22 protein-coding genes, 1 pseudogene and 1 riboswitch are annotated in these 22,332 nt (G+C 37.8%); of the genes and pseudogenes, 17 read left to right on the plus strand and 6 right to left on the minus strand.

The features are described 5' to 3' along the window. The first annotated feature begins 122 nt into the window (after positions 1 to 122). Positions 123 to 353, plus strand: a complete 231-nt coding sequence (locus tag TY11_RS00890) for a helix-turn-helix domain-containing protein (protein ID WP_042142148.1) — start codon at positions 123 to 125, stop codon at positions 351 to 353. Between the two features lie 12 nt (positions 354 to 365). Next, a complete protein-coding gene (locus tag TY11_RS00895) occupies positions 366 to 1,268 on the plus strand; it encodes an RluA family pseudouridine synthase (RefSeq protein ID WP_042142032.1) in 903 nt (300 codons plus the stop codon). Positions 1,269 to 1,404: 136 nt separating this feature from the next. Here TY11_RS00895 and TY11_RS00900 read toward each other — a convergent pair whose 3' ends face one another. Further along, on the minus strand, positions 1,405 to 2,394 hold the full coding sequence (locus TY11_RS00900) for a DmpA family aminopeptidase (protein ID WP_197025038.1): 990 nt from the start codon (positions 2,392 to 2,394) through the stop codon (positions 1,405 to 1,407). Positions 2,395 to 2,536: 142 nt separating this feature from the next. Continuing rightward, positions 2,537 to 2,685: riboswitch (FMN riboswitch) on the plus strand. Between the two features lie 155 nt (positions 2,686 to 2,840). Here TY11_RS00900 and ribE point away from each other — a divergent pair. The 8 genes and pseudogenes from ribE to TY11_RS19715 all read left to right on the plus strand — a co-directional run bounded on the left by ribE (position 2,841) and on the right by TY11_RS19715 (position 10,146). After that, entirely contained in the window at positions 2,841 to 3,497 is a 657-nt protein-coding gene (gene ribE / locus TY11_RS00905; RefSeq protein ID WP_042142149.1) for a riboflavin synthase, read from the plus strand. A 12-nt stretch (positions 3,498 to 3,509) separates the two neighbouring features. Next, positions 3,510 to 4,127 (plus strand): annotated as a pseudogene (ribB, locus tag TY11_RS00910) (3,4-dihydroxy-2-butanone-4-phosphate synthase); the annotation flags it as partial. A gap of 30 nt (positions 4,128 to 4,157) precedes the next feature. Continuing rightward, positions 4,158 to 4,622, plus strand: a complete 465-nt coding sequence (gene ribH / locus TY11_RS00915) for a 6,7-dimethyl-8-ribityllumazine synthase (RefSeq protein WP_042142034.1) — start codon at positions 4,158 to 4,160, stop codon at positions 4,620 to 4,622. A 108-nt stretch (positions 4,623 to 4,730) separates the two neighbouring features. Beyond that, positions 4,731 to 4,910 carry a hypothetical protein gene (locus TY11_RS00920; RefSeq protein ID WP_042142035.1) on the plus strand — a complete coding sequence of 60 codons (180 nt, stop codon included), beginning with the start codon at positions 4,731 to 4,733 and terminating at the stop codon, positions 4,908 to 4,910. 80 nt (positions 4,911 to 4,990) lie between these two features. Continuing rightward, positions 4,991 to 6,862 carry an ABC-F family ATP-binding cassette domain-containing protein gene (locus TY11_RS00925; protein ID WP_042142036.1) on the plus strand — a complete coding sequence of 624 codons (1,872 nt, stop codon included), beginning with the start codon at positions 4,991 to 4,993 and terminating at the stop codon, positions 6,860 to 6,862. A gap of 59 nt (positions 6,863 to 6,921) precedes the next feature. Then, entirely contained in the window at positions 6,922 to 7,974 is a 1,053-nt protein-coding gene (locus TY11_RS00930) for a C45 family autoproteolytic acyltransferase/hydrolase (RefSeq protein ID WP_042142037.1), read from the plus strand. 94 nt (positions 7,975 to 8,068) lie between these two features. Beyond that, positions 8,069 to 8,743 carry a hypothetical protein gene (locus TY11_RS00935; protein ID WP_042142038.1) on the plus strand — a complete coding sequence of 225 codons (675 nt, stop codon included), beginning with the start codon at positions 8,069 to 8,071 and terminating at the stop codon, positions 8,741 to 8,743. 170 nt (positions 8,744 to 8,913) lie between these two features. After that, positions 8,914 to 10,146, plus strand: coding sequence for a DUF5667 domain-containing protein (locus TY11_RS19715; protein ID WP_052345681.1), 1,233 nt, complete (start codon positions 8,914 to 8,916; stop codon positions 10,144 to 10,146). Between the two features lie 47 nt (positions 10,147 to 10,193). Here TY11_RS19715 and kynA read toward each other — a convergent pair whose 3' ends face one another. From kynA to kynU, 3 genes are read right to left on the minus strand one after another with little or no spacing between them, the layout of a single operon-like run. After that, positions 10,194 to 11,027 (minus strand): tryptophan 2,3-dioxygenase, encoded by an 834-nt coding sequence (gene kynA, locus TY11_RS00945; protein ID WP_042142152.1) that lies wholly within the window; start codon positions 11,025 to 11,027, stop codon positions 10,194 to 10,196. A gap of 16 nt (positions 11,028 to 11,043) precedes the next feature. Further along, positions 11,044 to 11,679 (minus strand): arylformamidase, encoded by a 636-nt coding sequence (kynB, locus tag TY11_RS00950; protein ID WP_042142039.1) that lies wholly within the window; start codon positions 11,677 to 11,679, stop codon positions 11,044 to 11,046. Then, the gene (kynU, locus tag TY11_RS00955; protein WP_081755780.1) at positions 11,679 to 12,950 is read right to left on the minus strand and encodes a kynureninase; all 1,272 of its coding nucleotides are present in this window, start codon (positions 12,948 to 12,950) and stop codon (positions 11,679 to 11,681) included. Before kynU ends, kynB begins: the two co-directional genes overlap by 1 nt. A gap of 162 nt (positions 12,951 to 13,112) precedes the next feature. Here kynU and TY11_RS00960 point away from each other — a divergent pair, with 162 nt between their 5' ends. From TY11_RS00960 to TY11_RS00985, 6 genes are all read left to right on the plus strand, one after another. Continuing rightward, on the plus strand, positions 13,113 to 14,291 hold the full coding sequence (locus TY11_RS00960) for an LL-diaminopimelate aminotransferase (protein WP_081755781.1): 1,179 nt from the start codon (positions 13,113 to 13,115) through the stop codon (positions 14,289 to 14,291). Then, positions 14,288 to 15,937, plus strand: a complete 1,650-nt coding sequence (locus tag TY11_RS00965) for a thiamine pyrophosphate-dependent enzyme (RefSeq protein ID WP_042142041.1) — start codon at positions 14,288 to 14,290, stop codon at positions 15,935 to 15,937. The genes TY11_RS00960 and TY11_RS00965 overlap by 4 nt, the downstream gene beginning before the upstream one ends. Before the next feature lie 48 nt (positions 15,938 to 15,985). Beyond that, a complete protein-coding gene (locus TY11_RS00970) occupies positions 15,986 to 17,476 on the plus strand; it encodes an aldehyde dehydrogenase family protein (RefSeq protein WP_042142042.1) in 1,491 nt (496 codons plus the stop codon). A 209-nt stretch (positions 17,477 to 17,685) separates the two neighbouring features. Next, entirely contained in the window at positions 17,686 to 18,885 is a 1,200-nt protein-coding gene (locus TY11_RS00975) for a saccharopine dehydrogenase family protein (protein ID WP_304413169.1), read from the plus strand. Between the two features lie 65 nt (positions 18,886 to 18,950). After that, positions 18,951 to 19,718: an IclR family transcriptional regulator gene (locus TY11_RS00980; RefSeq protein ID WP_042142044.1), complete on the plus strand. Its 768-nt coding sequence runs from the start codon at positions 18,951 to 18,953 to the stop codon at positions 19,716 to 19,718. After that, positions 19,719 to 20,051 (plus strand): DUF3870 domain-containing protein, encoded by a 333-nt coding sequence (locus TY11_RS00985; protein WP_042142045.1) that lies wholly within the window; start codon positions 19,719 to 19,721, stop codon positions 20,049 to 20,051. An 88-nt stretch (positions 20,052 to 20,139) separates the two neighbouring features. Here TY11_RS00985 and yiaA read toward each other — a convergent pair whose 3' ends face one another. Next, a complete protein-coding gene (gene yiaA, locus TY11_RS00990) occupies positions 20,140 to 20,616 on the minus strand; it encodes an inner membrane protein YiaA (protein WP_042142046.1) in 477 nt (158 codons plus the stop codon). Between the two features lie 190 nt (positions 20,617 to 20,806). Here yiaA and TY11_RS00995 point away from each other — a divergent pair, with 190 nt between their 5' ends. Continuing rightward, on the plus strand, positions 20,807 to 21,280 hold the full coding sequence (locus TY11_RS00995; protein WP_042142047.1) for an 8-oxo-dGTP diphosphatase: 474 nt from the start codon (positions 20,807 to 20,809) through the stop codon (positions 21,278 to 21,280). 130 nt (positions 21,281 to 21,410) lie between these two features. Here TY11_RS00995 and TY11_RS01000 read toward each other — a convergent pair whose 3' ends face one another. Then, positions 21,411 to 22,208 carry an N-acetylmuramoyl-L-alanine amidase gene (locus TY11_RS01000; protein ID WP_042142048.1) on the minus strand — a complete coding sequence of 266 codons (798 nt, stop codon included), beginning with the start codon at positions 22,206 to 22,208 and terminating at the stop codon, positions 21,411 to 21,413. Between the last annotated feature and the right edge of the window lie 124 nt (positions 22,209 to 22,332).

Genomic DNA, 22,332 nt, shown 5'->3' on the forward strand with positions numbered 1-22,332 from the left:
CTGTAAATTATTTATAAGGTGATTATAGTATAAATAGGAAAAATTTACTATTGAATAATTTAGTAAAGTTAGGATTGGTTATTCACTTTCATGATAATTTCAGGGAAAAGGATGTGTTCTTGTTGTACGTAACAATACCAGAACTAGCAGAATATTTATCCATAAATGAACAGAGAGTGAAGTCTTTAATATTGCAAGGGAAAATTCGGGCAATCCATGATGGGAAACAGTATCTTGTCAATAAAGGACAGTTTACCACTTATTTTGAACAAGTAGAAAAATACAAATTGATGATTCAGGATTATTTACACGAACCAATTCCAGAAGACATTGATGTAAAAGATGAAGATTAGGAGAGTCCAAACATGTCATTTCGAAAACAAGAGCAACAAAGAAACGGTACGATGAACTTTGAGGTAAAGAAACAGGTTGAATTGTTACCATTTTTATTAGAACAGATGTCTAATCGAAGTAGAAACTCTGTCAAATCCATCTTAACTCGTGGACAGGTGAAAATTGATGATCATATTGAGACAAAGCACAATTACCTACTACAACCAGGCCAACAAGTTAGCGTATTAAAAAACAAGGTCGCAGTTAAAGAAAGCACGCTAATTGGATTGGAAATCTTATATGAAGATAATTCCATCATCGTTATCAATAAGGATGCAGGAATCCTTTCGATTGCCACAGAAAAAGAAAAAAGAAGAACCGTACTACACCAGTTAATGGAACATGTTCGACGACAGAATCCGGGAAATCGCGTATTTGTTGTTCATCGACTGGATAAAGAAACTTCTGGTGTCATGATGTTTGCAAAAAGTGAAAAAGTAAAACGAAAGCTCCAAGATAATTGGAAGGAAATCGTCAAAGAACGCACTTATGTAGCATTGGTGGAAGGGGAAGTAAAGAAGCCAGAAGGAACCATAAAATCATGGTTAAAGGAAAGTAAAACTCATAAAATGTACTCGGTTCAAGATAAGGGAGGCCAACTAGCAATCACACATTACCGCCGAATCCAAGGGAATAAACAATTCACTCTCCTAGAGACAAAACTAGAAACAGGGCGTAAAAACCAAATCCGTGTGCATATGAGTGACATGGGTCATCCTGTTGTAGGGGATAAAAAATATGGTGCAAAGACAAATGAAATTGGAAGATTAGGTCTTCATGCAAAAATATTATCATTTAATCATCCAGTTACGGATAAATTGATGTTATTTAGGGCAGATGAGCCTAAGTTGTTTATGGTGAAAAGTAGGAAGTGATTTGGGTGTAAATTCCTAGCGATATTAGGGGTTGAGCATGGGCCCGAGAATCCGGACCATGCGCCTGAACAGTCGGATTATGAGCCCGGGAGCTCGGACCATGTGCCCTAAAATTGAAAAAACCAAAGGCACCACATCAAAGTGGTGCCTTCTCTATTTTTCTCTCACGTTGTCCAACCGTGGTCTCAGCATATCTCAACGAATTTATTATTGCTTCTTCAGTCGCCTCAACTACTGCTTGGAATAATTGGTTCATTGCTTTGTGGTCATCCCGAAGATAAGATATTGAATCTAGGTGACCATTAGCATTATGTTGGTATGTATTGGCTGTAGAAAAAGCAATTGCAATGTCCCCACTTCCATTATCCATATGGCTACCGACTCTACCAAGCCCTGCTGCAGTACGTTTTGCCATTCGCTTTAGTTGTCTATCATAAAGTGGGGCGTCTGTAGCAACAATCATCATGATCGATCCATCCGTACTATTTGGGTTCTTCTTTTTTGGAAAGTCTGCAAATAGCGCATTATCACCTTCTCCAAAATTACTTAGTACTAAGCATCCTACTGTATATTTTTCCTCCGCTGCTGTTACAATACGAGATGCAGTACCAATTCCACCTTTATAACCAAAGCAAATCATTCCTTTCCCAGCACCAATTGCTCCCTGCTCTGTTGCACTACTTTTTGCGTTTTGAATGGCTTCGATTGCATGTTCAGGTCTTACCGCTTGCAGTCGCATCGAATTTAAAAAACCATCATTACATTCTCCTACGACTACGTTTAATGTCCCAGCAGAAGTACCAAGCTCTTTATTTTGCTCTAACATGTAAGAAATTGTACCTTCCATGACTGGACCCACACTTAGAGTATTAGTCAGCATAATTGGTGATTCCATTAAACCTAACTCTTCCATTTGAACGAGTCCACTAGTTTTTCCATACCCATTTATAACGTGACTTGCCGCCCTTACCTTCTCATAGAAAAGATTACGAGGGTGTGGTAGGATTGCGGTTACCCCTGTGCAAATAGTTTCTTCCTCATTAAGCTTTTTATATAATGTTTTATGCCCTACTAGTACACCCTGAACATCCGTGATACAATTTTTTTCACCCTTTTGTAATGCCATGAGAATTCCCCCATTGTATATTTCAATACTTATATTATGACCGATAATGACTAGATAATCACGTAGTTAATTGTAATTTAGTGCAAAGGATTTGAATCTGATATAAAAAGGATTTATACTAAACACAATCGAATATTTTTACGTATTCCTTCGGGGGAGGGTGAAAGTCCCGACCGGCGGTGATGAAGTTAAAACTTCTAAGTCCGTGACCCGTGTGAGCATTTTAGTTCATACGGTGGATCTGGTGCAAATCCAGAGCCGACAGTATAGTCTGGATGGGAGAAGGAATTTTGTAGGAGACTTATAGGCGTGGAGTGTCTTATGCTTTTAGCATTTGTATATTCCTATGCTTGTTTTGTTTACTAAAAAATTCTGTCCTTATGCCCCTGATGAATATTCAGGGGTTTTTTGCATTGTTTTTAATTAGACGCGAAAGGGTGACAGAAGTGTTTACAGGAATTATTGAGGAGAAGGGTACCGTAAAAAGTGTTCAAAAAGTATCTGAGAACTCTATTGAGATGGCTATTGAAGCACAGAAAATATTGGATGATGTAAAGCTTGGAGATAGTATTTCTGTGAATGGAGTTTGTCTTACGGTTACGAATTTTACATCGAAGGAATTTCAGGTTGATGTTATGCCGGAAACATTTAAATCTACATCGTTAAAGGACTTAAGTAGTGGGTCAACGGTAAATTTAGAACGAGCTATGGCTGCAAATGGTCGATTTGGCGGGCACTTTGTTTCTGGGCATGTGGATGGGACTGGCTTGATTATAAGAAGAAATAGAAAAGAAAATGCCATTTATTACGATATAAGGGTCCCGGAAGAGTTAGAAAAATACTTAATGTTAAAAGGGTCGATAACGGTTGATGGAACAAGCCTAACAATCTTTAATGTTAATAAAAATGTTGTGACCATATCACTGATACCTCATACTGTTCATGAAACTGTAGTCGGCGAAAAGAAGCAAGGAGAAATAGTGAATATTGAATGTGATACGCTGGCAAAATATGTTCATCATTTATTTAATCAATACCAGGATAATACACAACAAAAAACAGGAATTTCGACAGATTTATTAAGACAAAATGGTTTTATGTAAAGGGTGGAAAGAATGTTTAATAAAATTGATGAAGCAGTTGAAGATTTAAAAGCAGGAAAACCGATTATTGTAGTTGATGATGAAAATCGAGAAAATGAAGGTGATTTTTTAGCTTTGTCAGATAGAGCAACACCGGATATTATAAATTTTATGATCACATATGGAAAAGGATTAGTTTGTGTACCCATCCAAAAAGACCTTGCTGATAGATTAGGTTTTACAATAATGGTGGAACAAAGCACAGATCCTCTTGGAACAGCTTTTACCCTAAGTGTTGACCATATAACCACCAAAACAGGGATTAGTGCAGAAGAACGTTCTAGAACGATTCAAGAAATTGTTAACCCTAATGCCAAGAGAACAGATTTTAAGAAGCCAGGCCATATGTTCCCTATTATTGCGAAGGATGGTGGTGTTCTGGTTCGAAGAGGTCATACAGAGGCTGCTATTGACCTCGCAATCTTAAGCGGTGCATCACCTTCTGGTGTAATTTGTGAAATTATTAAAGAAGATGGAACGATGGCCCGATTACCAGATTTAGTTGAAATGGCCAAACAACTAGATCTAAAACTAATATCCATTGAAGATTTAGTCGTATATCGCCAAAATCAAAAAAAACAGGTGACACAATAACAAAGGAACAATAAAGGAGATAGATAAATGGGAAATTTATTCGAAGGAAAGTTAGTTGGAAGTAATTTAAAAATTGGAATCGTAGTAGGAAGGTTTAACGAGTTTATTACTAGCAAGTTATTAGATGGTGCAATTGACACATTGAAAAGACATGATGTAAAAGAGGAAAATATTGATGTTGCCTGGGTTCCAGGCGCATTTGAGATATCATTAGTAGCCAAAAAGATGGCTCAGAATGAAAAATATGATGCGGTCATTACTTTAGGAACTATTATTCGAGGGGCAACACCACATTTTGACTATGTAAGTAGTGAAGTGGCAAAGGGAGTTTCGCGCGTATCATTAGAAACCGAGAAACCAGTAATCTTTGGGGTACTTACTACCGAAACGATTGAGCAAGCCATTGAACGTGCTGGAACAAAAGCCGGTAATAAAGGATCAGAATCTGCTATATCAGCTATCGAGATGGCAAATATAATAAACCAATTTTAATAAAACGGGGATGGCAACAATTAGTTGTTATCCCCGTTTTTTTCATACAAATGGTAAAATATAAATGTGTCATGTAAACTATTATTTAGAATCTGAGGGGGAACTAAGATGAAACCTTTACTATATCAAATTTTAATCATAGCTGCTGTTTGGATAGGTATGCTATTTTTCTTAGATGAAATGAATCAATTGAGTAAAATGATCTTCTATATTGTGACATCATGGCTACTACTATTAATTGTACTATGCGTGAAAGAAGTCATTCGAAGTAAAAAGAATTCAAATTAATTACAATGTTTTAAAGTAGAAAATGCAGGTGATGTCTGATTCAGGGCATATTATGCATGTTAATAAGGAAGGGCTTTTCTATGCTAACAATTGACAATCTACAAAAATCTTATGGAGATAAGATCTTATTTAAAGATTTAACATGTACGATTACAGAACAGGACCGTATTGGCTTAATTGGAGTTAATGGTACGGGAAAATCGAGTTTTTTAAAAGTGATAGCTGGTATAGATTCATCTGAAGCGGGAAGCATCCAAGCACCAAAAGACTATCGGATAGAGTATTTACCACAAGAAGTTTGGTTAGATCCTAACTTATCTGTAATTGAGCAGATTTACTATGGTGATGCAATGATCATGAAAGTCATGCGCGAATATGAACGGACATTGCAAAAATTAGCAGAAGCACCAGAAGATGAGAAGGTTCAACAAGCTTTAATGAAAGCTCAGCAAAAAATGGATGAGTATGAAGCTTGGGAGGCTAATACTACTGCAAAGACAATTTTAACGAAGCTGGGAATAACTGATTTTAATAAAAGTGTTACTGAGCTTTCTGGTGGCCAGCGTAAACGGATTGCCATCGCTAAAGCGTTAATTCAACCTGCTGATTTATTAATATTAGATGAGCCTACAAACCACTTAGATAATGAAACTGTGGAATGGTTAGAAAAATATTTGCAAAGTTTTAAGGGAGCTCTATTACTTGTAACGCATGATAGATATTTCTTAAACCGAGTAAACAATAAAATCTTTGAGTTAGATAAAGGGAATCTGTATATGTATGAAGGAAATTATGAGATTTTCCTAGAGAAAAAGGCAGAAAGAGAAGAATTAGAACGCAGCAACCAACAAAAGCATGCCAATACGTTGCGAAGAGAACTAGCTTGGTTAAAAGCTGGTGTTAAAGCTAGAGGAACAAAACAGAAGGCTCGAATAGAACGAGTCCATGATATGAAAGAAAAAACCTTCAATACGGACCATCATAATGTCGAGTTCCATGTAGGGTCTGCTCGCCTTGGTAAAAAAGTTATTGAATTAGAAGCAATTGAAAAGTCATTCCAGGGACGTAAGCTCATAAACAACTTTAGCCAGTTAATCATCCCTGGAGATAGAGTTGGTATTATCGGACCTAATGGCTCGGGAAAAACAACACTACTTAACATTATGGCGCATCGTATTCAACCAGATAACGGAGAAGTAATCATCGGTGAAACAGTGAAAATAGGTTATTATACACAAGGTGATGAAGAATTAAATGGTGAAATGCGTGTGGTGGATTATATCAAAGAAGTAGCGGAAGTAATATATACAAAAGATGGGGATGCCATTTCAGCTGAACAAATGCTAGAGCGGTTCTTATTTCCTCGTTCTGAACAATATAATTATATTCGCAAGCTCTCTGGTGGAGAACGCCGCCGTCTATATCTTTTAAAAATATTAATGGATGAGCCTAATGTATTATTTCTTGATGAGCCCACTAATGACTTGGATACGCAAACCTTAGGTGTGTTAGAGGAATATTTAGATCATTTTCCAGGCGTTGTTATTACCGTTTCCCACGACCGATACTTCTTAGACCGCGTAGTGGAGAAGTTACTAGTATTTGAGGGGAATAGTAAGATAAGTCTTTTTTATGGTAATTATAGTGAGTATCAAGAAGATGCACAACCGGTAGAAAAGAATGGCCCCAAGATAACCAGAGAAGATACGAAGCCAAAACAAAAAAAGAAACTTTCATACCTGGAACAGAAGGAATGGAATGAGATTGAGGACAAAATTGCATCTTTAGAAGAAAAAATAGTAGAGCTAGAGGAAGGAATTGTGGAGGCAGGAAGTGATTCGGAAAAAGTTCAAAACTTATTTGCTGAACAACAAAAGATACAAGAAGAGCTAGATGCGAAAATGGAACGCTGGGAAGAGCTTTCCTTATTGATAGAAGAACTAGAAAATTAACATTAGGATAGGATCATTGGTTGGTTCTATCCTAATTATTTATGCAAGGGGTGATCAATGTGAAGCATATCTACAGTGATGTTATACAATTTCGAGGATCTCACTATGACTTTGGATTTATGCAAGGGGAATTGTTAAAGGATTCCTTAACAATACAAAATAGAAAACGAATCTGGAAAATTAGGAAACAACACTTCATTATTGATGAGCAAGAAGTAAAAAATGCGATACTACCGTTTGCCCCTGGTATTTGGGAGGAGCTATTAGGATTACAAGATGCTCTAGAGTGGGATATCGGTGAAGTTCTTCGTGAGTTTGGTGGCTACCGTCTTCATTATATGCGGAGTGGTTGTTCCATTTTTACTGATTCAGATTATATGATTCGAAATTATGATTATCACCCTAAGACTTATGAGGGAAGATATACCATCTTTGCTCCGACAGACCAAGGATATGCTGTCATTGGTCCTTCTCAGCGAATTACCGGAAGAATGGATGGTATGAATGAGAAAGGTCTAGCTATGGGTTATAATTTTATGCATCGTAAGAAACCAGGGGATGGCTTCATTTGTAATATGATTGGAAGAATGATATTAGAAAATTGTGCTAATGTGAATGAGGCTGTTCATATGCTTGAAGAAGTACCACATCGCCACTCTTTTAGTTATATTGTATTAGACAAATCTGGAGAGACCTTTATCGTAGAAGCGACTCCACGAGGGACTCATGTGCGTCAATCAAACGTTTGTACGAATCATTTTGAGGTGTTAACACATGAAAATCGTTACCATTTGGATGATTCTTATAGGCGGATGGAGGCAATTGAGAAACAAGAGCAACTCGTAACAGATGCATATCTGGCATTTCGTATGATGAATGATTCTGATAAAGGAATTTTTTCTGACCAATATAAAAATTGGGCAGGCACTATTCACACCTCTGCGTATTTCCCTAAAGAATTAATGGCCTGGTTTGTATTGGGCGGTGATCGGGAACCGATTATTTTTGATTTTGGAAAATGGTTAGAAGGTGAGAAAATAAGGGTAAAGCAAATTTTAGGAACAGTGAATACAGATCTTCCTTTTGTTCATATGGATGAGAATGTACGATGATGGAAGATAATATGTTTAAATCTGTAATTGTTACAAATGATAAGGATAGTCTTTATTTATCCGTTATTCAAATTCTTTCCTAGGAGGAATTCCTGTGAAGTTATTTCAAGTTCGTAAAGGTCAGTTTGTCTTTTATCAAAATGAGTTACATAAAGTATATGCTGTTAAACCAATGTTTAAAAAATCAGTCCATCTATATCGGTTGAAAGATATGAAACAGGTATTAACGAGTGCCATTGATATTTCATTCTACAAGCCAAAACATAATGACACATTTATTTTTTATGGCAAGCGATATACGATTGATGAGAATAAGAAACCGAATCCTGGTGATTATATATTAATCACAAAACCTGCTCCAGATTTTTTAGATCACTATTCTCTAAATTCAATTGAAAAGGTATCAAGTATTGAAGATGGAAATGTTGTTACTACAAGGGATAATGGGGTAAAACATCATGAATATGTCGTAATGGTTCCAGGAAGGCAAGAAGCAAGCCAAGAAATCGCATATTACGATAAAAGCCTCGTCCCAGAAGAACAACAGATACAAGACGAATCCATCACCTATCTAACCGATAGTGATGAAGATGTAGTCAAACCAGTAGTTGGCGATGTTTTTCTAGACGTTGAAAACAACACCAAAACAATGGTAATCGCTATGACAGATACAGAAGTAATTTTCGGCCATGGTAAACAAGTTCACATCACAGACTTAATGGACGAAGAAAAGTACAAAGTAGTCTTCCGAATCCTTGAAGATCTTTAATGCTAAAGCCCCCAAAATAGGGGGCCTTTTCTTTTGTTTCTATCTAAAGGAAGCATAGGAAAATAGTAACATTTTTATGTTTTTCATCAAATTAAGACATATATTTGTCCAACACCCCGAATTTTCTTAATGCAATTATTTAAACAAAATTCTGGGGAGGAAATGTATACATGAAATTTTCACACAAACTAACAAGTCTAGTAACTAGTACAGTGCTAGTATCTGTAGTAGTAACATCCGGGGCAGCTACTGTACTAGCAGATGAAAGTGATCAGGGAAATTTAACAGTCACAGAATCACAAGGTACAACGAATGGAGATTCTACAGTAGATGAAATAAACACGGATGAAGTAATTAAAGAAGAAGAATCATCAGAAACCGTTACATCTGAGGAAGAAGCAAATACCGAAGAGACAGTTGAAGAAGATCCAACTGAAGAAGAAGTAAGTGAAGAAGAAGCAACAGAAGAAGAGGAAGTTGAAGTAGGACTTATCCCTGGAGACTTTTTTTACTTTGTTGAAGTAATGCAAGAAAAAATCCAACTAGCATTAACATTTAATGATTATAAAAAGAGTCAATTATTAGCAGAACTTGCTGCGGAACGTATTGCAGAAGCAAATGCCCTCATTCAAGAAGGCAAATATGATGAAGCCGGTGAATTGCTTCAATCAGCTCTTGATAATAATGAAAAAGCACAATTAACACTTGGTGATAATGTTGAAGAGGAAGCTACTGAAGAAGGTACTGCAGAAGAAAGTAAAGAATCATCTGAAACAGAAGGAGCAACTGAAAATACCGATGATGAAGTAGTAGAAGAAGAGGATGTAAAGGAAGACGAAGAAGTAGTGGTTGAGGATGAAGATGTTGCACAGGTTAAAGTGAAAATTGCTAACAACATCAATGCTCTATCAGCAGTTCTTGCAAAAATCGATAATCCGAAAGCACAAGCTGCAATTATGAAAAATATTGAAAAATCATTTGCTAAGTTAGCAGATAAACTTGAAAAACGAGCTAGTAAAATAGTGAATAAAGACGAAGTTGAATTAGAAGAAGAAATTATAACAGATGATGAAAAAATTGTAATTGAAGACTCTGAAGGAGAAGCAACACTAACTGTTGAAGCTCCAATAACAGAAGAGAAACAGGAAATCACAAAAGAAACAAAAAATCTAGAAATAGTGGAAGTTGCAAAACCAGACAATAAAAAAGCAGAAAAAGAACTTGAAAAAGTACAAAAGAAAGCAGAAAAAGCTTTAGAAAAGGCAGAAAAGAAAGCAGAGAAAAAACAAGAAAAGGCTGAAAAGGCAATAGAAAAAGCAGAGAAGAAAGAAAACAAAGGCAATAACGGAAATAATGACAAAGGTAATAATGGAAATGGTAATAAAGGGAACGGTAATAACTAAGTAGTTAAAAGTGCTTAGAGGTCTAATCGAAACCTCTAAGCACTTTTTCATAATTTCGTTCGAATCTCCCACAACTCCGGAAAAAAGTAATGATCCAATACACTCTTCAGGTATCCAACACCTGAAGTACCACCAGTACCAATTTTATGGCCAATAATCCGCTCTACTGTTTTCATATGTCGGAATCGCCACTGTTGAAACCAGTCTTCAATATCAACAAGTTTCTCAGCTAATTGATAAAGATCCCAGTATGTATCCTTATTACGATAAACCTCTAACCATGCATCAGCTACTGTAGGATCTTGCTCATATTTTTTAGAGAAATCTCGATTTAAAACATACTCGTTAATACTGAATCCTTGTTTACTTAACGTTTGAATGGAAACATCATAAAGTCCAGGTGCCTCGAACGCTGTCTTTAAACGTTTATGTAGTATGGGATTCTTTTCATAGATTTTTACAATATGGGGTGTTTTGTATCCCAATACAAATTCAACCAAACGATATTGATAGGACTGGAAGCCAGATGCATTACCTAAGAAATTACGAAACTCCATGTATTCAGCAGGTGTTAGGGTGGAAAGTACATCCCAGGACTGTATTATTTGTGATTGAATCTTAGATACACGGGCAAGCATCTTAAAAGCGGATTGATATTCTTCCTTTTGAATTGCAACAGTCGCAGCCTCTATTTCATGGATCATTAGCTTTAACCAAAGCTCGCTTACTTGATGTATGACGATAAATAACATTTCATCATGATGGTCAGAAAGCCTTTTTTGGCTATCCAGTAGTAGCTCAAGCTGTAAATAGTCACCATAGGTCATCTTTTCTTTAAAATCCGTATGGGCACCTGTGTCATCGGAGTGTAACTCCCACATATATTCCTCTCGCACGTTAATTTTCCTCCTTAAGGGGTCTAAGTGCCGCTCTGACAGGGCTACCATCTCCACCAACAATTCTTAAGGGAAGAGCAATTAACTCGTATTCCCCGGTCTCCACATCGTCAAGCATAATGTTCTCTAGAATGTGAATCCCATTTCGGTGAAGAGCATGATGGGTGTCTAGTGTTTTACTAGTTATGTGATCAACAGAAGGCATATCTACACCAAGTAAAATTACACCTTTTCTTGCTAGGTATTCACCAATGCTAGAGTCTAATAAAGGAATGACTTCAGGAAATAATTTTGGGTTATTTGTAAGTGAAGTTCGAATTAATAATCGTTTCACGCCATCTAAATTATATTTATCCAGCACCTCAGGTGTTATAGTCTTATATTCACTTACATCGATGACAAGTGCTTTCCCGATATAAATATCGATAGGAATTTGTTCCATTGTCTTTCCATCATTATCAAAGTGAAAAGGAGCATCAACATGGGTTCCTATATGGACACTGGTTGTAATCTTTCCAATATTAGCAGACCCGGTTTGTTCTTTGGTAGCAGCTACTTCATACTTAAAAGGTCTGTCACCGGGCCAGTGCGCCATATCGTTTGTTAAGGGTTGTGTAATATCAATCCATTTTGTCATTAAGCAATTACTCCTCTTCTATTTTCATATTTTCTATAACGGGCTTCTTTCATGATCTTTTTTAGGGTTAGAACAGTTTGCCAAACTTCTTCAAACGTATTATACAAGGCAACCGGGGCTAATCTTATTCCGTTAGGGCTCCTGAAGTCTGGAACAATTCTATCTGCTTTTAAAGCCTTACAAATACTCGCTGCTTGTGGGTGTGTTAAGTAAATATGACCACCACGAGCATCATGTTCCCTTGGAGAGGTAATTTCAAAGCTATAGTCTTTTAACTCAGCTTCTATTAGGTTGATAAGATAGTCGGTTAATTGTAGTGATTTTTTACGAATAGATTCCATCCCAGCTTCTTGAAATATTGTAAGAGAGCCAATAAGCGGTGCAATGCTTAAAACATGTGGTGTGCCTATCTGAAAAGCACCTGCCGTTGATGCGGGAGTTAATTCATGCTCTAAGTCAAATTGTTTTTCTTTTGCAGAACTAAACCACCCAGAAAGTCCAGGTTCCATACCAAGATGTCGTTCATTTACGTAAATTCCACCAACACTACCTGGACCTCCATTTAGATGCTTATATGTGCACCAGAAGGCGAAGTCAACACCCCATTTGGATAATTCATGTGGAATAGAACCGATAGAGTGGCATAAGTCAAAGCCAATTAGGATACCTCGTTCATGTGCTGCATGTGTAATAGCCTGCATATCCAGAATTTGTCCACTGCGGTAAAGAACACCAGGAAGAACGATTAATGCAATATCGTCTGTCATAGCATCAATTATATCCGTTATTTCAAGCAAATGACCTTCTTTGCTTTTCACTTGTACTAGGTGCTCATTGGGGTCATAGCCTTTTAATTGGATCTGACTCTTTATAGCATAAATATCCGATGGAAAATTTAATTCATCAGCAAGGATTTTAGTTTTCTTACCTTCTGGTTGATAAAAACTTGCTAGCAGTTGATGTAGGTTTGTGGTGGTAGAGCCAGTAGCAATAAGTTCCTTAGATTCTCCGCCAACAAGAGAGGCAAATTGCTTTCCAATTTCTTCGGATAAATAAAACCAAGGGTATTCTCCTTCTGTCCAACCATCGATTGCTAATGTTTTCCATGAATTCAGGATATCTAAAACAGCCTTCTCCGATCTTTTGGACAGGAGACCTAAAGAGTTTCCATCCAAATAAATCTTTTCATTTGAAATATAAAATTCTTCTCGGAAATCTTTTAAAGAATCATTTTGATCTAAGATACGAGCGAACTCTCTACTAGTATTCACTATGATCACCTCTTTTTAGATAAGTAAGCGCTTTCTGTATTTATTGTAACAAAAATATTTAGTTTTTTAATAATAATTGAAAATTTTAATTAATACCTTTATACTAATGTCAGATATATGAAATAGCATTTCGTATGTTGAAACGGAAGGATGGGTAGAACCATGTACGTATCAAACAAGGTAAAGGACTTACCGCCATATCTTTTTTCTAGGTTTCAAAAGAGAAAAGAGGAACTGAAGGCCATTGGTATGGATGTGATTGATTTAGGGATCGGCGCACCAGACCTACCAACTCCAAAGTTTATTATGGAGAAGCTTTGTGAGGAAGTACAAAATCCTATTAATCATCGATACTCCCCCTATGATGGTAGTAAAGAATTTAGAGAAGCAGTAGCTTATTTTTATCAGAGCCACTATGGGGTTGAGTTAGATCCGGAGACAGAAGTGTTAACGTTAATTGGTTCTAAAGAGGGAATTGCCAATCTTATTCAGGCTGCTATTAATCCTGGTGACACGGTTCTTATTCCTGATCCAGGTTATCCCGTATACAAAACAGCGGTACATTTAGCCGGTGGTAATAGTGCATATCTTCCGTTGGATTTACAAAATGGCTATGTACCAATGTATGATCAAGTATCGGAACAGGATAAACAGGATGCCAAGCTAATGTTCTTAAATTATCCAGGTAATCCAACAGCAGCAACTGTCGAATTAAATACCTTTTTGGAAGCGATTACATACGGACGGCAGAATAACATAGCAGTTATTCATGATGCTGCCTATGATTTAGTTACGTTTGACGGATACAAGTCACCAAGTATTCTTCAAGTTCCAAATGCTAAGGAAGTAGCTGTTGAGTTTGGTTCGTTATCCAAGAGTTTTAATATGACGGGATGGCGGATTGGTTATGTTGTAGGAAATAAAGAGTTAATTAAGGCTCTTCACACCTACAAAAGTAATATTGATACTAGCCAATTTCTAGCCATTCAAAAGGCCGCAGCACTTGCTTTAAGAAGCGATTTATCAGATGTGAAAAAACATAATGAAATATTTAAAGCAAGAATGGAACGTATGTATCAAGGCTTACTAGAAGCTGGTTTTCAAGTTGAAAAGCCACGAGGCTCGATATTTATTTGGCCGAAGATTCCAAGAGGATATACATCAGCGGAATTTTCAGAGAAACTTTTGGAAGAAGCAGGGGTCATTGTAACTCCAGGTACTGCTTTTGGTCCGTCTGGTGAAGGGTATATTCGAATTTCTCTATCTGTAGAGCTTGAACGTATTGATGAGGTAATCAGAAGAATGAAAGATTTTACAAGTAAGGGTGTGAGTTTGTCATGAGTACTCAGTTGAAAACGAAAATGACCGCGGCACATGCAATCGTTGAATGTATAAAAAGGGAGGGCATTCAAAAGGTGTTTTGTGTACCAGGTGAAAGCTATTTGCCTCTCTTAGATGCACTTTATGATGAACCATCCATAGATTTGGTCTCAGCAAGGCATGAAGGCGGAGCATCATTTATGGCGGAGGGTTATGCGAAAGCTTCTCATAAACCGGGTGTGGTACTTGCGACAAGAGGAGTTGGGGCTGCTAACTTATCCATTGGAGTTCATACAGCTTATCAGGACTCCACACCAATGGTTGTCTTCCTAGGGCAGGTACATAGTAAATTCCGTGGTCGCGAAGGATTCCAAGAAGTAGATTTGGATCAATTTTTCAAGCCGATATCAAAATGGGCAGTTGAAGTAAAGGACCCGGAGCGAATGCCGGAGATAGTTGGAAGAGCATTTCGAATTGCTCGTTCGGGAAGACCAGGCCCAGTAGTTGTTTCGCTACCGGAGGATGTGTTACCAGTTGAAACGGAAATGCACTTTGGTCCGGAAATAACGATACCCAAACCTTCCCCTTCCAAAGAGGAAATCATTCTAGTAGAGAACATATTACAAGAAGCTCAAAAGCCACTAATTATTGCTGGCGGTGGTGTGAAGCTTTCACAGGCAGAAGAAGAATTGGTCTGTTTTGCTGAAAAATTACAAATTCCAGTTATGTCTGCATTTCGTCGTCACGATGCATTTCCAAATAACCACGATCTGTATGTTGGACATTTAGGTTTAGGAACTCCTAAAAGAATTTTGGAAACGGTGAAGGAAGCAGATGTGATTTTGGCATTAGGCACTAGATTATCCGAAGTAACCACACAGGACTATTCTTTGTTATCAGCGGAACAGAAGCTTATCCATATTGATATCGAGCAAGATGTTATAGGCAAGGTTTATCCTCCTGACTTAGGTATAATTGCTGATATGAAACAGGCGTTAGAGGCATTAGTTGAGGTGGAACTTACTAGCTTGTGGCCATCATGGGCGGAAGAAAGTCGACTACGTTATGTAGGGGTAAGTAGTTTAGAAGTTACCGATAAAGATGTTATTAACAAACATGTCATACAAGCACTTGTAGAGATGTTGCCTAAAGATGCATTAATCACGAATGATGCCGGTAACTTTGCGGGGTGGTTACATGGATTCTATCCTTTTACGGAGAAGAATACCTATGTCGGACCAACCTCTGGTGCAATGGGATATGGGCTTCCAGCGGCAATTGGTGCAAAGCTAGCTGTGCCAAATCAAACCGTTGTTTCCCTCTCAGGTGATGGGGGTTTTATGATGACATTCCAAGAACTTGAGACTGCTGTAAGGGAGAAAGTACCTGTTATTGCACTAGTTTTCAATAATAACAGCTATGGAACAATCCGTATGCATCAGGAAATGCATTATCCCGAAAGAGTGATAGGAACAGATTTAGGAGTGGTTTCCTTCCGAGTTTTGGCAAATGGAGTTGGAGCAGAGGGCTACACGGTATTTACCATAGATGAATTTCGAAATGCGCTAACTCAAGCTTTGACAAGTGGTTTACCTACAGTGATTGAAATCATGACGGATGTAGAGAATATCTCAGTCACATCAACCATATCATCATTGAGGGGATAGTCCCAATAACTATAAATAATGCAAATATTATTAGGAGGTTATTACAAAATGGCAGAAGTGAAAACAAAAAAACTAGCAAACTTTATTAATGGAGAATGGGTGGAAGTTGAAAAAACTACCCCTGTTATTAACCCTGCAACTGGCGAAACAATTCTAGATGTTCCGTTATCAGATGCTAATAGTGTAAATGCAGCAGTTGAGGCTGCAAAAAAGGCACAAAAAGAGTGGGCATTAGTTCCTGCACCACAGCGCGCAGAAGTATTATATCGTGTTGGTTATCTTCTAAAGGACAGAAAAGAAGAATTATCACAGCTTCTTACAATGGAAAATGGAAAGGTTATTGAGGAGGCTCGTGGGGAAGTTCAAGAAGGAATCGACATGGCATTTTATATGGCGGGTGAAGGTAGACGCCTATTTGGTCAAACGACACCTGCTGAACTAAAAGATAAATTCGCCATGAGTGTTCGTGCTCCAATCGGAGTGGTTGGAATTATTACCCCGTGGAACTTCCCAATTGCGATTGCGACTTGGAAGTCCTTCCCGGCAATTGTAGCCGGTAATGCAGTGGTATGGAAACCGGCAACAGAAACTCCAATTATGGCATATGAACTTGCAAAAATATTTGAAGAAGCAGGCCTACCGAAGGGTGTTATAAACGTTGTATTCGGTAGTGGTTCAGAAGTTGGAGATGCTATGGTTCATCACGATGATGTTCGTGTAATCTCCTTCACAGGGTCAAATGATGTTGGACGTAATATTGCTGCGGAATGTGGTCGCCAGTTGAAGAAGGTTTCTCTAGAAATGGGAGGAAAGAACGCAGTAATCGTAATGGATGATGCAGACTTAGACCTTGCTGTAGAAGGTATCCTATGGAGTGCTTTTGGAACAAGTGGTCAACGCTGTACAGCATGTAGTCGTGTCATCGTTCATGAAGATGTAAAAGAAGCATTGGAAGAACGTTTACTAGTTGAAATGGAAAAATTAACCATTGGCAATGGGTTAGATTCTACTAATAAAGTTGGACCAATCATTAATAAAGCTGGTATCGAGAAGATAAAGCAATATATCGAAATAGGAAAAGAAGAAGGTGCAAAACTTCTAGCCGGTGGATTTGAGTTAACAGAAGGTGACCATGCAAATGGAAACTACTTTGCACCAACATTATTCACGGATGTAACAAGCACAATGCGCATCGCACTGGAAGAAATCTTTGGTCCAGTAGTATCACTTGTTCCAGTTAAAAGCTTTGAAGAAGCTATTGAGGTAAACAATAGCGTAGCGTACGGTCTATCAAGCTCTATTTTCACAAAAGACGTAAACCGCGTATTCAAAGCACAACGCGACCTAGACACAGGAATCGTCTACGTAAACGCCGGAACAACAGGAGCTGAAATCCACCTACCATTCGGAGGAACAAAAGGCACCGGAAACGGCCACCGCGACTCCGGCATCCAAGCCCTAGACGTCTACACCGAATGGAAATCCGTGTATGTAGATTATAGTGGAAAGTTACAAAGAGCACAGATTGATGTGGAGTAAGTATTACTTTTTAAATGGTAGTGTAATGTGATTTAAAGTAACAGATATAGATGCACTGAGCGGTGGGAATACACGGAGACTCCTGTGGGAGGATAGGCATCGGTGAGACCCCGCAAGAGCTTTAGCTCTGAGGAGGCTCACCAGCCGCCCACGGAAAGCGAAGTCTATTCCCACCGCGGACCTGACCAGAAAGTTAATAAAATATTATCATGATAATTCACAAAAGGAGTGATTCGATGAAAGTCGGAGTATTAGGATCAGGATTAATGGGAAAAGAAGCAGCACGAGACCTAACACAAAGCGAAGGAGTAACAGCAATAGGCCTAGCAGACATCGACCTACAACGCGCACAACAAGTAGTAGACCAACTAAACTCACCAAAACTAACCGCATTCCAAGTAAACGCATCAGACGAACAAGAACTAGCAAACTTCATGCGCCAATATGACGTCATAATAAATGCACTATTTTACTCCTTTAACGAAATCGTAGCCAAAACAGCAATCCAAGTTGGAGTAAGTTCCGTCGATTTAGGCGGCCATATCGGACATATAACCGATAAAGTTCTAGCTATGCACGAAGATGCTGAAGTTGCAAATGTAACCTTAATTCCTGACCTTGGAGTAGCACCCGGAATGATTAACATTCTTTCAGGCTATGGAGCAAGCAAACTAGACGAATTAAAATCTATTAAACTATATGTAGGTGGAATTCCAGTAAGGCCAGAACCACCACTAGAGTACTACCATGTATTCTCGATGGAAGGTCTGTTTGATCATTACACAGATCCGTCCTTAATTATTCGAAACGGTGTAAAACAGGAAGTTCCTTCTCTATCCGAAGTGGAGCGTCTTCATTTTGAAAAGTTTGGTCCATTAGAGGCTTTCCATACTTCTGGTGGAACATCAACACTTTCCATCTCATATCCTGACATTGAAACACTCGAATATAAGACTATTCGTTACCCAGGTCATGCGGAGAAGTTTCAATTACTGGTTGACTTAAATCTTACTCGCAATGATTATGAGATTGAATTAAGAGGTCAAAAAATTAAGCCAAGAGAAGTTTTCCTAAAAGTTCTTGATCCAATTGTTGAACTAGGCGATCGAGATGATGCGGTGCTTCTACGTGTAGTTGTTTCTGGAGTCAAGGATGGAGAAGAAACTACTTATCAATATGAAATGGCAACGTTTAAGGATCGCGAACATAACGTAACAGCTATGGCAAGAGCAACAGCAAATACCATCTCCGTTGTTGCCCAAATGATTGGTAATGGAACAATTGCTAAAAAGGGTGTATATCCACCAGAACAAAGTGTACCTGGTGATGTCTACATTAACGAGATGGCAAAACGGGGAGTTCAAATTAAGGAATCTTTGGTGACATCTAGTTCCAAGGTTAAAGCATAAAGGTTATCCCTCTGCGCGCACCGCGGAGGGACCTTTTTCTAATTGCGAATGCAAGGAGAATAGAAATGAATCAAAGTGTAAAGAAAGCACTCAATCTATTAAATTTATTTGATGAAAAAACCTATGAGCTTTCCCTTAAGGAAATTTCCGAACGTGCCAATCTTCCAAAACCAACGGCCTATCGTTTGCTTACGACCCTTGAATCGATGAACTTCGTTTATAAGCTAAAGGAAAATGAGCATGACAGTCGCTATCGTTTAGGGCTGAAGCTTTTGGAGTTAGGAAAACTTGTTTCCGACCAGTTGGAAGTAAGGCGAGTTGCATATCCCTATATGGAAACCTTGGCAAATGAAATTCAAGAAGCAGTCCATTTGGTGGTCATCAACCATAACGAAGCAATTTATATAGAAAAAGTGGAAAGCTCAAAAGCCATTCGTTTATACACGAGGATTGGTAAGAGCTCCCCCTTATATGTTGGTTCAGGGCCAAAGCTTTTATTGGCTAATCTACCAAAAGAGAAACAAGAAGTGATCCTTAATCAAGCTGAAACAAAGGGTAGAATAAACCGGATAAAATTTGAAGATGAACTCCAAAGAATTCGTTTGGAAGGCTACTCTTATAGTATTAGCGAACAAGATGAAAATACTACTGGTATCTCTTATCCAATCTATGATTATCATAATCGTGTTATTGCAGCCTTAACGATTAGTGGCTTATCTACATACTTCGAAGGTGATAATCTGAAAACAATCAAAGCGAAGTCAAAGGAAACAGCTGCAGTTATATCTAGGAAACTAGGATTTCGTGGTTTTATTCAAGGAGTGGTAGACTAAATGAATACAGTTTTTATTGCAGGACATGCTAGATTGCCGGCCGGAATGGCAGCACAGAATATGTATGAAACCTTGACCATCACAGCTGAAATAGATCGAAAATATGGTGTGATTGTGGCCGCGAGTTGCACCCTTGCAACCGAACATGGTCGTGACTTTGTTCATCAATTATTACGTGGATATAGTTTGCAGGATGGGATAGAGGATCCCATTAAATCGGTGAAAAGGCATTACATGGGAAAAGCCGGCAATGCAATTGTTTCCGCGCTTAAAGATTTGCATAAGCAGTATGGGGTTTATTTGGAAAAGAGGAAGGGCGCTTCATCCTTGTAAGGGAGTTTGTTTATCATGAAAGAAACAGAAACTATCCTCCATGATGGTTTCTGTTTCTTTTTAATAACGCTAGAAATTTCTATGTAATCTATAACATAATTTTTTCTCTTGCTTTTTGTGTATCTCGGATATTTTTTTGAACGGTTATTGCAGCAAATATACTTAGAACAAATGACATTCCATAAAACCCTTTTTCACTTAATGTAATACTTCCAGCGTTATATAAGCCTATAGCTATTAACGATATGGCTATGATTAATGCAAACCAACTAATCCCGTAATAAATATTAGTAACTGGTACACCTTCTTCTTTGTCCCTTACAGCCTTTTGCAAAGATACTGCAGCATACAAACCAAAGACTAAAACAGCAAAATAATATCCTTTTTCATTCAGCTGCATTGTAGCATTAAACAAGCCAATAAAGTAAGCTGATACACCAATTAATAAGGCTGCCCATGATGCACCTTTAAATGCCGCAGTAGGCTCTCCTTCTACCCTTTGACTACCAGTACTGACTTTCTCTGTCTCTTCTTTTTCAAATAAAACATCTTGATTTTCTGACATTGATTTTTCTCCCCTTAGTTTCCTAAAATCAATTAATCTAGAACTTCATACCAATATATTATAGATAATTCAATAATAGCATAATACTTGAGTAATTAATGATAGAAATTTTCTAAAAATGAATGGTGGAGTACTGATTTTTTGTTAGAATAAAGATAATAAATATTAATTAGACAATTAGGTGAAGTAAATGTGCAGTACTATTAACTACAAATTTTGGACAGTTTGTATGATTCAAACTGGTAATAAGGTGCTTCTACTAGATCGTCAACATGATAGTTTTAAAGGGTTTATACCACCAGGTGGAAAGGTTGAATTTCCGGAGAGTTTTGTGGAAAGTGCTATCCGTGAAGTGAAAGAAGAAACAGGATTAGAAGTAAGCAATCTTAAATATAAAGGATTGTATGAATATGTAAATCCTGTCGCGAATGATCGTTATATGATTTTCAATTACATAACTAATGATTATAAAGGTCAATTAATAGAAGATGGCCCCGAGGGGCAAGTTGTATGGGTGGACAAAGAAGAAGCTCTAAAACTCCCAATGCAAATATCAATAAAAAGACGGTTTCCATTATTTTTTGAAGAAGGAACGTTTGAGATTCAAGTGGAATGGGATCATGAAAATAATAGAGAAGGAAAGGTTACAATTACAAAAACTTGATTAAAGGGAAAGGATAAGCCCAATTCCAGCTTCGAATCGGGCTTAACCTTGTAATGTCACAGGAACCAGTCAATGTCTATTTTTTAAACCGAAAGTGAACTATCATTGACTATTCTTTTTTTCATTAATGTTACTCCTGTACAATATAAGCATCCGAAACAACACGTTTTACAGTTGCAAGATGTTCCTCTGCGTTATTACGGTTTGTAAATGCGCCTGCTTGCACTCGAAACCAACGCTTTCCGGAAACCGTAACGGAGGAAATAAAGGAGTCAATTTGGTGTCTGTTGAGATGTGCGACACGTTCTTCCGCATTGTCTATCGATTGGAAGGACCCAGCAATAATACGGTACAAAACAGAAGGACCTGGATTTGTATCCTTTCGTTTCAGATTGAATGCACGAGCAATGCCATTAACATGTCCTTGGGCAACTTTCCGTCGCCATGAAGGATCACGCATCAAAGCAGCATCATGATTATTATCAATAAACCCATTTTCTGATAAAATTGCAGGCATAGTAGATTCTCGTAGGACATGAAAATTGGCTTTCTTCTTCCCGCGGTTCTGTAATTGATTTACACTAGTAATTTCTGCATGAAGTATATCTCGGTATTTAGCGGTCTGAGAGGAGTCAGTTAGAGCGCTATGAATATAATCTTCATAGCCTTGTGCAGATCCATTAAAAGCATTGCAATGAATAGATACATAATAATCCGCGCCCCATGAATTGGCTTCATTTGTTCGCTGAACTAAACTTTTAGTAATATCACTAGTTCTACTCATCTTAACGGATACATTCTCATACTGGTTTGTAAGGAGACTTTGAATGTTTAAAGCTATATCAAGGTTAATATCCTTTTCCCTTAAGCCATTTCCCTGTGCACCGGGGTCAGATCCACCATGACCGGGATCAAGGTATAATTTCACTTCTATCCCTCCTTATCTATAAATTATCTTACGTGATAGTTTATTCAAAACTTGAGGGTACAATTGGACAAACATCTTGTTTTTAGCTGATTTCCACTGTTGTTCTAGGTAATTAATCTTACAG

Source organism: Paucisalibacillus algeriensis (assembly GCF_000577245.1).
Lineage (GTDB): Bacteria > Bacillota > Bacilli > Bacillales > Amphibacillaceae > Ornithinibacillus.